Raw genomic sequence first — 12,917 nt, 5'->3', positions numbered from 1 at the left:
CGCCCCTTGCAGAAAGCGCGTCTCCTTCCAAACACAAATCTTGCGGTACAGCTTCTGCAAAGACGCGAAGTGGCCGCTGACAGCAAAGAGGGGCTGCCGAGACAATGCCCGACGGCCCCTCCCCTCATAACTTGCTATCGATGCCAATCGCCACAAGGGCGCGGCTGCCTACTTGCTGATCGCGCCCGTCATATAGATAAACTGCACGCGATTTATATGTCCGCCCTGCTCGCCGTTGACAAAGTCCGTCGGCGTAAAGCCGGGGTTGAGCATTTCCTCGATCTTGTCCTTAACGGTGTCGATGACCTGAGTATCGAGATTGCTCGTTCGGTCGGTAAGCTCCTGCATGCCGTTGCCGAGCTCGGATGCGCCGCTGGCAAGCGTACCTGCACCCGAGGAGAGAAGATTCATGCCGCTAGCAAGGCTAGCAGCACCTGTCTTGAGCTGCGCCGCACCGTTGTTGAGCTGTGATGCGCCGTTGGCAAGCGCGGGCGTGGCACCGTTGAGCTGCTGTGTGCCCGCAGCAAGCTGGTCGGTGCCCGCGGCAAGAGCCGCGGCGCCATCGCTCAGCTGACCCGCGCCCGTTGCTGCAGAGCCAACACCGGCGACAAGACCGGGGTTCACGGCCGTGGGGTTTGCCGGGTTGATCGCGCTGTTCATATAGGCGATGGCTCCGGCCAGGCTCAGCTGTTGGCCATCCTGGACAGTGGTGTAGCCCTGAATGGCGCTATCGAGCGCGGTGACGGCACCCTGGGCGCCGCCCTGGGCGCCGGCCGCCTGGGCCAAAGTCGTAACCTGATCGGTAAGCGTGCCAAACATGGACTCGGCACCCTTAAGGCCCTGCGACACCTGCGTGTTAAGACCCTGCGCGCCCGCAACGGCATTGGATGCAGAATCGAGAAGCGCGGTAAGACCCGTCGCATCGGCGCTCGATGCCGCCGTGGCGGCGGCACCCGCGCTGGTAGCAGCACTGCCGGCACTTGCGGTGGCGGCATCCAGCTGTGCCGTAGCCTCGCTTAGCTTGGCTGCCGCAGCCTTGGCGGAGTCGAGATCGGCCGCGTTATCCAGCGCGTCCTGAGCATCGGCGACCGCCGCCTTGGCAGCGGCAATAGATGCAACGGTGCTCTCGGCGCCAGCCTTTGCGCTCTCGGCGTTAGCCTTTGCCGCATCGTTGCCCATGGCGCTTGCGGCCTGCTTTGCCCCGCCGAGCGCCTGCTGTGCACCGGCAAGGTACTGCCCCTCGCCGCTGAGCGCCGCCGTAAGACCCTGCGGCCCGTACAGCGCGCTGTAGGCGTTGCCCGACGTAGCGGTCACGGCGTCCTGGGCCGCCTTGGCCGCAGCCTGCGCCTTGGCAAGGTTTGCCTCCTGAGCCTGCTTGCCCAGCGTCAGCGCGTCGACGTACGTATCGGACCCAGCGGCAATTCCACTTATGCCGCCCGAGATCTGCTGTGCGCTCCCCTGCAGCTTGGAAAGGCCCGCCGAAAGATCGGACGCACCGCCCTTAAGCTGCACGGCACCGGCATTAACCCCCTCGGCACCGGCATTAAGGTTGCTCACGCCTTCGACCAGCGTGGGGACCTGCGCGTTGAGCTGACTCGTACCCGCCGCGAGCGCAGCGGCGCCACTGGACAGCGTGCCGGCACCGGTATTGGCCGTGGCAAGCGAGGCCGCGAGCGTCTTGACACCGTCGGCAACCTGGCCAGCACCGCTATTGGCCGTAGCAATACCGTTGGAGAGCTCCACGAGCTGGCTCGTATCCATGCTGCTCGAGTCCACATCGATGGCAAGATTCAGCGGCACGCCGACAATCTGCCAGCCATCAAACTCAAAATCCTCAACATCGGTCGTAATGGTGTAGTCTCCGGTGCTGCCGGGAATCACCATGTAGGTAAGCTGCGTGTTGGAGCCGTTGGCAGCAACCGTGGCGCCCTCAGCCTCAATATCGTGTGCCTCGGCATCCTTAAGCTGACCGGTAATCTGAACCAGGTAGTTATCGGCATAATCGCCACCGGTATAGTCGTCATTCTTTTCGACCTTGAGCTTCATGGTGAGCTTGCCGCTCTTGCCCGCCAAATCCTTGGCGTCGATATCGCGGCCATCGAGCTGGTATGCCACGGTGACGTTCCACGGCATCTGAGTGTTCTTGTCCAGATCGCCCTGGTAGACAAAGTCCTGCACTCCCTGGCCCGTAACGGCAACCGACCCGCTGTCGTCCGTTAGTTTTTGAGTCGTCGATAGGTTGGTCACTTTGTTATAGGTGCCGGCATCGTCGATCTTGACGCCCTTATTGGCCTCGAAGCTATTGACCACGTAAACACCCGTGCGATTGCCGTCGGCATCGGTTTTGACGTATACGACCTGGTTTTTCTTATATCCCGGCGTGCTGTTATCGGAGTCCGTCGCCATCTGTTCACTCGTAGCCGAGGCAGCGCTCGTCGACCCTACGCCGTCGGCGAACACAACGGCACCGGGAACGGTAAGGGCCACGGTCAGACCGGCGGCAAGAGCGAGCGCAGCGATGCGCTTATGGGGACGACGTACAAGATCGCGTTGGGCTTTGAGCTCTTTCGAAGCGGTATCAGTGGTATGGGTATGCATTGCGGTATTCCTTCCAACTGCTTTGTAAAACGTTACTGAGCGGAGCCGTCCGCAGCCGATGCCTCGGTGGTATCCGAAACCGGATCCTGGGCATCCTTGGGCAAAAAATGAGCTTTGAGCGTGGTCTTGCCGATGAGGCCATCGAGCACATACAGGAAACCCGGCAGCGCAAAGAGTACGGCGACTAGGGAGATGCTCACGCCGACGCCCAGGAACCAGCCGATCTGCTTGAGCACGCCGTGGCTCGAGATCGCATGGATCAGGAAGCCACTGATCAGCAGAACCGATCCAGAGGTCAAAACAGGAATCGTGCAAGCTTCCATGGTCTCGAGTAGCGCTTCGCGCTTATGCATGGTCACGCGGTCCTCACGATAGCGGTCAGCAATCAGGATGCCGTAGTCGACGGCAACGCCCAGCTGGATGGAGCTCACAATTAAGTAGGCGAGGAAGAACTCGTGCATACCGGTGTAGAGCGGTGCAGCAAAGTTGATCCAGATCGAGGTCTCAATCACGAGCACCAAGATGATCGGCAGGCTCAGCGACTTGGTGGCCAGCAGCAAGACCGCGAACACGGCCACGACGGCGATGAGGTCGACCTTGCCCTTATCGACGGTGATGGTGTCCTTAAGGTCGGTGGTGCTCACGCCCTCGCCGGCGAGCATTGCCTTACCCGGATAATGTTTGTCCGCGATACAACGAATCTTCTTGACCAGCTTAAATGTACTCGGACCCTCGTAGGGCGCGGTAACCGTGAGCACCAAACGGCTGTAGTGCTCTCCCTCCACCAGATCGAGCGTGTCCTTTTCGGCCATGCCCGTGGGGATATAGGGACTCGCAACGTCAACATAGCTCTGGATGGACTTGACCTCGGGGAGCGCCTTGAGCTCATTGGAGAGTGCCTGCTCCTCGCTCACCTCTCCACGGGGAACGAGCACAACGTAGGTATCGGAGTTGCCAAAGACCTCCTTGACCTTGTCCATATCCTGACCAAGCCGCGTATCCGAACCAAAAATGTGCGAAGTGCCGTAGTAGTACGTGATATCGCTGGAGGTCGATGCCACACGCGCAGGGTAAACCACGGCGAGGATCACGACGGCAGCGGGGATACAGACCTTGAGCACCAGACGGGCGAACTTACCCAGCGGCGGGACAAAGGGCCTGTGCTGCGATTTTTGCACAAAGCCATCGAACTGAACGAACATCGAAGGAACAAAGGTAAAGACCGATACCAGGCTGATGGCGATACCCTTTGCAAGGGCAAGACCAAGGTCGGGGCCGATCTTAAACTGCATGGCGGCAAGCGCGATAAAGCCGATGCAGACCGTGCAACCGCTCGAAAACACGGCGACCGAGGACAGGCAGCACGACTGCACCATGTCTTCGGCAACGCTGCCGTGGCGGCCACGCTCCTCGTTAAAGCGGTGCAGCAAAAAGACCGAGAAGTCCAGCGCGATGGCAACCTGCAAAATGGAGCCCGCAGAGTTGGTGACAAAGCTAATCTCGCCAAAGATGAGGTTGGTGCCCCAGTTGATAAACACCGAGACGCCCAGGCCCAGCAGCACCAGGATGGGTTCGGCCCAGCTGGTAGTCGTGATGACCAGAATCACGAAGATAATCGCTATGACAGCGACCGTGATAATGCTGATCTGCTGCTCGGTCGATGTGGTGGCGAGCGCGTTAGACATGGCCGAGCCCGTAATGGCGCCCTCGTCGCCCACGATATCTCGAATAGCGTCGGTTGCCTCGATCTCCTTTTCGGAATTAACCGTCACCGTAAACAGGGCGTTGTTCTTTTTGTAATAGGTCTCAACGGTGTCTTTGTCTTGCGTGGCAAGCGGCTGATCGATATCTGCCGCGTCGTCAAGCCATAGGACCTCCTCGACGCCGTCGACCTTTTTGATTTTGTCCTTGTATTTGAGCGCCTGAGCGATCGAGACATTGGGCACCATAACGCGACAGTTGGGAATGTCACCCTCAAACTCATCACCCATGGTATTCAGAGCGACGGTCGACGCCGCTTCGTCGGGCAGATAGCTCGTAATGTCGTAGTTAACGCCTACAAACTGGCGCAGGAACAGGCATACCAGTGCTGCCACCGCATAGAACGCGATGATGGGTTTGCGGTGCTTCACGACCCATCGAAATAGCTTCTCTTTCAACCTCAATCCTCCATAACGCTCAGCCTATGTTTTGCTCTTTGTTATATTCCACATTTGGTAGTTATACAACATGTGTAGGATAAAGGCGCCATAAAGATATGCGATTGACGCGGTCCCGGAGCCAAAACAGCCGCTGCAGAAGCAGTTCGGAAAAGGTCCTCAGCGGAAACTGCATCCCAGTTTTTAGACGAAAAACGGGATATGGTTTCTGGTTGGCCTAGATAATCGTCAGATTTAGCTGAGCGTCTGCCCCTATGTTTCCAAATGAATACGGTGTGAGCTGCGGACAAGGATTTTCCCCGCAAGCACTCTAGTATGCTAAAGTACCCAAAAGACCGGCGGAGCTATGCCGGTCGTTTGTTCTGTATGCAACACAGCATGAGGAGGCTCACCAGATGACGGCCACACCGTGGGGATTCCGGGACATATTGCCCGAGGAGGCTCAGGCGCGCGAGGAGATTGCGCTGACGGTGAAGGGCTGCTTTAGGGAGCATCATTATCTGCCGGTTGAGACGCCGCTGCTCGAGGACAAGGGCTCGCTCGAGGAGGGCGGCCGTATCGCGGACACGCCGTTTAAGCTTTTTGACGATGACGGCCGCTTGTTGGTGGTTCGTCCCGACAATACGTTGCCGATCGTGCGTTTGGTCTCGACCCGCATGCGCGCGGCCGACCTGCCCCTGCGCCTTCGCTACGAGGCGCCGGTGGTTCGCGAGTGTCAGCGCAATGCCGGTGGCTCGCGTCAGTTTACGCAGTTGGGCTTTGAGCTCATCGGCGCGGGAGATACCGCGGGCGATGTCGAGATTGTCTCGCTCGTTGCCGAGGCCGTACGCGAGCTGGCACTTCCCGATGCGCGCATTATCGCAGGCAGTGTGCGTCCTTTTAAGGAATTGCTCGCGGTGTGCGAGGATGGTGAGCTGGCTGCCGAGGCCCTGCGCTGCGTGCATGCCAACGACTTTGTGGGCCTCGATGCCCGCGTGGCGGCAAGCGTCGAGTCCGATGCCGTCAAGGCCGCCATTAGCGAGCTGCCGCGCCTGCACGGCGGTGCCGAGGTACTTGACCGCGTGGACGCGCTGCTGGAGGCCGCCGGTATCGTCGCGCCGCTGACGCGCGAACTGCGTGCCCTAGTCGATGGTCTGGCTCCCGAAGACGCCCAGGTGCTGTCCTTCGACTTCTCCATCATGAACTCTTTCGATTACTACACGGGCCTGGTCTTTAAGGCCTATGCCGGCGGCTTGCCCGATCCGGTCGGTTCGGGCGGACGCTACGACTCCATCTTTACCGGCGCATTTGGCGACGGTATCGAGGTGCCGGCGGCGGGCTTCGCCTTTTCGCTCGAGCGCCTGGAGGCCGCGCACACCTCGGCCGAGGACGCCGCTTCCGATGGCGACCACGCCGTGGGCCGTGGCGCCGAGGGGCCGCTGCGTATCGCCGTGCCCAAGGGCTCGCTTAAGGCCGACACGCTCGACGTGCTCGAGGCCGCGGGCCTGGACGTCTCTGAGCTGCGCGACCCCGGCCGTCACCTGATTGTGCGCGGTCGCGACACGCGTGCCGGCGAGGGCACGGTCGGCGATATCGAGTTTGTCATCGTGCGTCCCAGCGACGCGCCCGCTTTTGTGGGCTGTGGTGGTGCCGATTGCGGCATCTGTGGCTGGGACTCGCTCATCGAGGCAGACCTCAACCTGCTGCAGCTGGTCGACCTGGGCTATGGCCTGTGCACCTTTATCGAGGCGGAGCCCGCATGGCGCGCCGGTCAGGCCGAGCGCAACTATGCCCGCCGCGGGTCGCTTCGCGTGGCCACCAAGTATCCGCGCATCGCGAGTGCCTGGTATGCCGAGCGCGGCGTGAACGCCGATATCGTCTCACTGCACGGCAACATCGAGCTGGGCCCCATCGTCGGCATGACCGATCGCATCGTGGATATTACCGCCACGGGCGCCACGCTGCGCGATAACGACCTGGTCATCACCGGCCGCATCATGGACTGCACGGCCCGCTTCTTTGTCAATCCGGGCGCCGCACGTCTGGATCCGCGCGTACGCAATCTGGCAGATCGCTTGGCGGCAGCCGTGAAGGGCAAGCATTTTGAGCCCGTTGCGGGCTCGGCACAATAGCGCGAGCACGCACGGGCGCCCCAACGTCCGGGCTGCGTGCCGATTGGCGCCGCCGCCCGGCCTCTCGTTTTTCAAACGCAACCTCGACCGATAGGGGATACCGAAATGAAGACCATCAAGCTTGCTCCCGGTGAGCGCCTCGTTACCAACCAGCTCAACCGCAAGGGCGTGCTGCCGCAAAACATCGTCGACGCCGCCCGCGATATCGTGGCCAACGTGCGCGCCAACGGCGATGCCGCGGTGCGCGATTACTGCCAGCGTTTTGACGGTGTTGAGCTGCAGAGTTTTCGCCTACCGCAGGAGCAGATCGATGCTGCGCTCGAAGGCCTTGATCCTGCCTTTGTTGCCGCGCTCGAGAAGGCCGCACGCCAGATTCGCGAGTTCCACCAGCGTGAGGTCGAGCAGAGCTGGTTTACCACGCGCCCGGACGGCACGATGCTCGGCGTTAAGGTGACCCCGCTTGCTGCGGCCGGCATCTACGTGCCGGGCGGCCGCGCGCAGTATCCTTCCACCGTGCTCATGAACGCCATTCCCGCCAAGGTTGCCGGCGTTAAGCGCGTGGTCATGGTGACGCCGCCGCAAAAGGACGGCCTGATTAGCCCCTATACGCTCGCCGCGGCAAAGCTCGGCGGCGTGGACGAGATCTATATGGTGGGCGGCGCTCAGGCCGTGGCCGCGCTGGCGTACGGTACCGAGACCATTCCGCGCGTCGACAAAATCACCGGTCCGGGCAACGCCTTTGTTGCCGCGGCCAAGCAGATTGTCTCGGGTGACGTGGGTATCGACATGGTTGCCGGTCCCTCCGAGGTCTGTGTGCTGGCCGATGCCACGGCCAAGCCTATGGTGGTCGCGGCCGACCTGATGGCCCAGGCCGAGCACGATCCGCTGGCAGCCTGCTATCTGGTGACCTGCGACGAGCAGTTTGCGCGCGAGGTCGAGGCGGGTATCGACATTCTGGTAGCGCAGTCCCCGCGTGCCGAGATCACGCGTGCCTCGCTCGATAACGAGGGCACCATCGTGGTCGCCGCCGACATGGCCGCTGCCGTCGAGGCGGTGAACACCGTGGCGCCCGAGCACCTGGAGCTGCACTGCAAGGATGCGATGGGCCTGCTTGGCGGTATCCGCAACGCCGGTGCCATCTTTGTGGGCGCTTGGAGCTCCGAGCCGCTCGGCGATTATGTTGCCGGCCCCAATCACACGCTGCCGACCGGCGGCACGGCCATGTTCTCCAACCCGCTTTCGGTCGAAGAGTTTGTTAAGCGCTCGAGTGTCATTTGCTATACGCCCGAGGGCCTGCTCTCCGACGCTCCCGCTACGCAGCGCCTGGCCGAGGCCGAGGGCCTGTGGGCGCACGCGCTTTCTGCCGCACTGCGCCGCCGCGTGTTGGAGCGGGGCGAGGATGCCGTGAACGCCGCGTCGCTGGCTGCGGCCGACCTAACCAAGGTCGCCTGGCCGGGCGACGCCGTGGCGACGGTTGTCGAGGGTGTGGACCTGGCGGCGGCGGGCGGTGCCGCTGGCGCGGTCGTCGAGGAGGCCTAAAATGGCCGAGCTGACGCCCCATATGAAGGAGCTCGTCCAGCCCTACTTGGCCGGTATTGAGCCCTACGATCCCAACTTTACGCCCACGCGCATCAATCTTTCGGCCAACGAGAACACCTATCCCGTGCCGGCTGGCGTGCGCGAGGCGGTCGACGCCGCCCTGGCTGCCACACCGCTCAACCGCTATCCCGATCCCATGTCCAACGACCTGCGCGACGAGCTTGCTGCCTGGCATGGCGTGACGCGCGAGAACATCTGCGTGGGCAACGGCGGCGACGAGCTGCTCTATAACTATCTGCTGGCGTTTGGCGGCGCGGGGCGGACCCTGCTCAACTGCCCGCCGTGCTTTAGCGAGTACGCGTTCTTTGCGTCGCTCTGCCAGACCGAGGTGCGCGACGTGTGGCGCGACCCGGCGACCTTTGAGCTCGACCAAGCTGCTGTGCTCGCGGCCGCGCCCGAGTGCAACCTGGCAATCGTGACCTCGCCCAACAATCCAACGGGTGATGTGGCTCCGCTCGACTTTGTCGCGGCCCTGTGCGATGCGTGCCCCGGCATGGTCATGGTCGACGAGGCCTACGTTGAGCTTGCCGACGATTCGTTTGGCGCGGCCACCACGGCGCAGGGGCTTATCGCCGAGCATCCCAACCTGGTGATTCTGCATACGCTGTCCAAGGCGTTTGGTGCCGCCGGCACGCGTCTGGGCTATGTGATCGCGGCGCCCGAGGTCATCGACGTGTTCGCGGCGATTCGCCAGATCTATTCGGTTAATGTGTTGAGCCAGGCAGCGGCGCTTGCCTGCGTGCGTGCCCGCGATGCGTACGCGCCCGTGGTGGCACAGGTTGCATCCGAGCGCGAGCACGAGCTGTGCGCCCTGCGCGCGATGGCTGCCGAGGGCCTGCCCGTGGAAGCATGGCCGAGCGCGGCGAACTTTGTGCTCGTGCGCACGCCGCATGCCACGCGCGTGCGCGAGCGTCTGCGCGACGAGTATTCGATTTTGGTGCGCGACTTTAGCTGCGCACCGGGCCTTGCGGACTGTCTGCGCATTACCGTGGGTACCCCGCAGGAAAACGATGAGGTGCTGGCTGCGTTTGCCGCGCTGGTGAAGGAGGAGATGTAGATGGGCCGTTATGCCGAGGTGACCCGCAAGACGGGGGAGACCGACATCGTCGTAAAGCTTGACCTTGACGGAAGCGGCGTGTGCGATATCTCGACCGGCGTGCCGTTTTTCGACCACATGCTCAACGCCTTTGGCCGCCATGGCCTGTTCGATTTGACGGTACATGCGGTAGGCGACGTTGAGGTCGACGCGCACCACACCGTCGAGGACACGGGTATTGTGCTGGGCGAGGCGTTTTGCCAAGCGCTGGGCGACAAGGCGGGCATTACGCGCTTTGCCGACGCGGCGATTGCCATGGACGAGACGCTCGTGATGGCCGCCGTGGATATCTCGGGCCGCGGGCAGGCCTATTGCGAGCTGCCCGTGCCGACCGAGCGCGTGGGCAGCTTTGATACCGAGCTGGCCGTCGAGTTCTTCTACGCCTTTGCGCGCGATGCCAAGCTCACGCTGCACGTGCGCGAGCTGGCGGGCGGCAACTCGCATCACATTATCGAGGCCGCCTTTAAGGCCGTGGGCCGCACGATGCGCCACGCCTGCGAGCTCGATCCCCGCGTGCAGGGCATCCCCAGCACCAAGGGCTCGCTGTAACCGTCACAAGGGTAAAACCACCACAAAGGGGACAGGCACCTTCGTGGTGGTTTTGGACGATGAGATAAGGGAGGGGTCGCGTGGGCGAACCGAAGATCGTGGTGGTCGACTACCACAAGGGCAACTTGTCGAGCGTCGTGCGCGGGCTTGCGCGCGCTGGTGCCGCTGCCTGCACGTCGGACGATCCGGAGCAGATCCGCAACGCCGACGGCCTGGTCATCCCAGGCGTGGGTGCGTTCTACGACGCGATTGCTTTTATGCGCGAGAGCGGCGAGGCGGACGCGGTGCTCGACGCCGTTGCCGCTGGAACTCCGCTGCTCGGCATCTGCCTGGGCCTTCAGCTGTTTTTTGAGCGCGGCGACGAGGGCGTGCCGGCGGACGAGGGTGCGGACGCGGACGACGATGCCTCCGAGCAGGCCGGCGGCCCCCGGGTCGATGGCCTGGGCATCATGCGCGGCTCGTGCACGCGCCTGGAGTCGAGCCGACTGAAGGTGCCGCACGTGGGTTGGGACCAGGTGCACATGACGCCCGCCGGTGCGGCCGATCCGCTGCTCGCCGGTTTTGCCGAGGGCGCCAATATGTACTTCACCCACAGCTACGCGGTGGCAGACGACGCTGATGCCGCCGATGTGCTGGCGCGCACGCACTATACGCGGAGCTTCCCGTGCATCGTGCGCCACGGCAACGTGTGGGGCTGCCAATTCCATCCCGAGAAATCCTCTGCGCTGGGTCAGCGCATTCTTAAGAACTTCGTGAGCATCGTCGAGGGGGCCGGCCGATGATTCTGTTTCCCGCAATCGATTTGATCGGCGGCAAGGTCGTGCGCTTGGAGCGCGGCGACCGGAGCCGCTGCAAGGTATACTCCGACGACCCCGTGGCTGTTGCCCGCTCCTTTGCCGAGCAGGGCGCGAGCTGGGTGCACGTCGTCGACCTGTCCGCTGCCTTTGGCGAGGACGAGGACGCGTGCGCTGCCAACTCGGCGGCGATCGAGGCCATCTGCGGCGTCGACGGTCTGTCCGTGGACGTGGGCGGCGGCGTTCGCTCGCTTGCACGCATCGACGAGCTGGCCGGCTACGGCGCATGCCGTATCGCGCTGGGCACGGTGCTCGTGACCGAGCCGGGTTTTGCCGAGGTGGCGGCCCGCGGCTTTGGCGAGCTGCTCGTGGCCGACATCGCCGCTCGCGACGGCCAGGTCAGGGTGAACGGCTGGCGTGACGGCGCGGGCGTGGCGCTCGACGACGCCGTGGCGCAGCTCACCGAGCTGGGCTTTAAACACCTGGTCTATACCGACATCGCGCGCGATGGCATGCAGACGGGCATCGATGTGGCGGCGTATCGTCATGTGGCCGAGGTCGCGGGCTTTCCCGTCGTGGCGTCGGGCGGTATCTCGACGCTCGACGATATCCGCGCGCTGGCCGCGGTGGGTGAGGGCACGATTGAAGGTGCCATTACCGGTCGCGCGCTCTACGAGGGCAACTTTACGCTGGCCCAGGCGCTGGCCGCCGCCCGAGGGGAGGAGTAGCCCATGCTTACCAAACGCGTGATTCCCTGTCTGGATGTTAAGGACGGCCGCGTGGTCAAGGGCGTCAACTTTGTGAGCCTGCGCGATGCGGGCGACCCGGTGGAGCTGGCCCGCGCCTACGACCGCGAGGGTGCGGACGAGGTCGTCTTTTTGGACATTACCGCCACGAGCGACAACCGTACGACGACTATCGAGATGGCGGCGCACGCGGCCGAGGAGCTGGCCATTCCCTATACCGTGGGCGGCGGCTTTCGCGACCTGGCGGGCATGCGCACCATGGTTGCGGCCGGTGCCGACAAGGTGTCGCTTAACTCTGCCGCCGTGCGCGACCCGTCGCTGATTAGCCAAGCTGCCGCGGCGTTTGGCAGTCAGGCCGTGGTCGTGGCGATTGATGCCAAACGCGTCGGCTTACCCGGCGCATCCGGAGCCGACAAGTGGGAGGTCTTCACGGCGGGCGGTCGCAACGCCACAGGTATCGATGCGGTGGCGTGGGCCGAGGAGGCGGCTCGTCGCGGCGCCGGCGAGATCTTGTTGACCAGCATGGACCGCGACGGCACCAAGGCTGGCTTTGACCTGGCGCTCACCCGCGCTGTGGCGCGCGCGGTGCCGATTCCGGTGATTGCGAGCGGCGGCGTGGGCACGCTCGAGCATTTTGCCGAGGGCGTGATCGAGGGCGAGGCCGACGCCGTGCTGGCGGCGAGCGTCTTTCACTTTGGGACGTTCAGCATTCGCGAAGTCAAAGAGTATATGGCCTCTCAAGGTATTCCTGTGAGGCTGGACTTCTAATGCTGCGGCTTGCCCAGGCACCCGACCTTCCGGCTCCAACCCTCCTCGCGTACTTAAGTACGCGTCGTCGGGCTTGTCGCTCGGAATCTCGGGCACCTGGACAACCCTCGCCGACCGGCGATGTTTAAATTGGGGAATTGAAATGAGAGAAATTACTACTCCAGCGGATCTTAAATACGACGCCAAAGAATTGATTCCTTGTGTGGTTCAGCAGTATGACACCGGCGAGGTGCTTATGGTTGCTTGGATGAACGAGGAGTCGGTGGGGCTGACGCTCAAGACCGGTACCACGTGGTTTTGGAGCCGCAGCCGTCAGGAGCTCTGGAACAAGGGCGCGACGAGCGGCAATATGCAAGAGGTCAAGGAGCTCTGGGCCGACTGCGATAACGATACACTGCTGGTCAAGGTCGACTCGCCGGGTCCGGCCTGCCATACCGGCAACCGTACCTGCTTCTTTAAAAAACTCGCGTAGGGCGGGCGCTCGATTAGACGCTCGG

General features: G+C 62.9%; 10 protein-coding genes. 8 read left to right on the top strand and 2 right to left on the bottom strand.

Translation table 11 applies throughout. From position 1 onward, the window contains the following. Window positions 1-168: 168 nt before the first annotated feature. Window positions 169-2,598 carry a YhgE/Pip domain-containing protein gene (locus tag JMJ97_RS04620; protein WP_148332609.1) on the bottom strand — a complete coding sequence of 810 codons (2,430 nt, stop codon included), beginning with the start codon at window positions 2,596-2,598 and terminating at the stop codon, window positions 169-171. 32 nt (window positions 2,599-2,630) lie between these two features. Further along, window positions 2,631-4,757 (bottom strand): efflux RND transporter permease subunit, encoded by a 2,127-nt coding sequence (locus tag JMJ97_RS04615; RefSeq protein WP_260699329.1) that lies wholly within the window; start codon window positions 4,755-4,757, stop codon window positions 2,631-2,633. A gap of 395 nt (window positions 4,758-5,152) precedes the next feature. On the opposite strand from JMJ97_RS04615, the gene hisG reads away from it, so the two are divergent. The 8 genes from hisG (at window position 5,153) to hisI (ending at window position 12,892) form a co-directional block, all read left to right on the top strand. Next, the gene (gene hisG, locus JMJ97_RS04610) at window positions 5,153-6,868 is read left to right on the top strand and encodes an ATP phosphoribosyltransferase (protein ID WP_260699328.1); all 1,716 of its coding nucleotides are present in this window, start codon (window positions 5,153-5,155) and stop codon (window positions 6,866-6,868) included. Between the two features lie 105 nt (window positions 6,869-6,973). Further along, window positions 6,974-8,407: a histidinol dehydrogenase gene (gene hisD / locus JMJ97_RS04605; protein WP_260699327.1), complete on the top strand. Its 1,434-nt coding sequence runs from the start codon at window positions 6,974-6,976 to the stop codon at window positions 8,405-8,407. Between the two features lies 1 nt (window position 8,408). Beyond that, window positions 8,409-9,524 carry a histidinol-phosphate transaminase gene (hisC, locus tag JMJ97_RS04600; protein ID WP_260699326.1) on the top strand — a complete coding sequence of 372 codons (1,116 nt, stop codon included), beginning with the start codon at window positions 8,409-8,411 and terminating at the stop codon, window positions 9,522-9,524. Next, complete coding sequence (gene hisB, locus JMJ97_RS04595) at window positions 9,525-10,112, top strand: imidazoleglycerol-phosphate dehydratase HisB (protein ID WP_195919704.1); 588 nt, start codon at window positions 9,525-9,527, stop codon at window positions 10,110-10,112. An 80-nt stretch (window positions 10,113-10,192) separates the two neighbouring features. Continuing rightward, window positions 10,193-10,894: an imidazole glycerol phosphate synthase subunit HisH gene (locus JMJ97_RS04590; RefSeq protein WP_260699325.1), complete on the top strand. Its 702-nt coding sequence runs from the start codon at window positions 10,193-10,195 to the stop codon at window positions 10,892-10,894. Then, window positions 10,891-11,634 carry a 1-(5-phosphoribosyl)-5-[(5-phosphoribosylamino)methylideneamino]imidazole-4-carboxamide isomerase gene (locus tag JMJ97_RS04585; protein WP_260699324.1) on the top strand — a complete coding sequence of 248 codons (744 nt, stop codon included), beginning with the start codon at window positions 10,891-10,893 and terminating at the stop codon, window positions 11,632-11,634. Before JMJ97_RS04590 ends, JMJ97_RS04585 begins: the two co-directional genes overlap by 4 nt. A 3-nt stretch (window positions 11,635-11,637) precedes the next feature. Next, the gene (hisF, locus tag JMJ97_RS04580) at window positions 11,638-12,420 is read left to right on the top strand and encodes an imidazole glycerol phosphate synthase subunit HisF (RefSeq protein WP_195919701.1); all 783 of its coding nucleotides are present in this window, start codon (window positions 11,638-11,640) and stop codon (window positions 12,418-12,420) included. A gap of 142 nt (window positions 12,421-12,562) precedes the next feature. Beyond that, window positions 12,563-12,892, top strand: coding sequence for a phosphoribosyl-AMP cyclohydrolase (gene hisI, locus JMJ97_RS04575; RefSeq protein ID WP_260699323.1), 330 nt, complete (start codon window positions 12,563-12,565; stop codon window positions 12,890-12,892). Window positions 12,893-12,917: the final 25 nt, after the last annotated feature.

The sequence above is a fragment of the Collinsella aerofaciens genome (assembly GCF_025289055.1).
Taxonomy (GTDB): domain Bacteria; phylum Actinomycetota; class Coriobacteriia; order Coriobacteriales; family Coriobacteriaceae; genus Collinsella.
Note: the sequence above shows the minus strand (reverse complement) of the source record. Positions and strands in the feature narration are given on the sequence as shown.

Bases quoted from the DNA above. Each gene is read 5' to 3' on its own strand.
- JMJ97_RS04620 (WP_148332609.1), bottom strand. From the start codon at position 2,598: ATGCATACCCATACCACTGATACCGCTTCGAAAGAGCTCAAAGCCCAA.
- hisG (WP_260699328.1), top strand. From the start codon at position 5,153: ATGACGGCCACACCGTGGGGATTCCGGGACATATTGCCCGAGGAGGCT.
- hisD (WP_260699327.1), top strand. From the start codon at position 6,974: ATGAAGACCATCAAGCTTGCTCCCGGTGAGCGCCTCGTTACCAACCAG.
- hisC (WP_260699326.1), top strand. From the start codon at position 8,409: ATGGCCGAGCTGACGCCCCATATGAAGGAGCTCGTCCAGCCCTACTTG.
- hisB (WP_195919704.1), top strand. From the start codon at position 9,525: ATGGGCCGTTATGCCGAGGTGACCCGCAAGACGGGGGAGACCGACATC.
- JMJ97_RS04585 (WP_260699324.1), top strand. From the start codon at position 10,891: ATGATTCTGTTTCCCGCAATCGATTTGATCGGCGGCAAGGTCGTGCGC.
- hisF (WP_195919701.1), top strand. From the start codon at position 11,638: ATGCTTACCAAACGCGTGATTCCCTGTCTGGATGTTAAGGACGGCCGC.
- hisI (WP_260699323.1), top strand. From the start codon at position 12,563: ATGAGAGAAATTACTACTCCAGCGGATCTTAAATACGACGCCAAAGAA.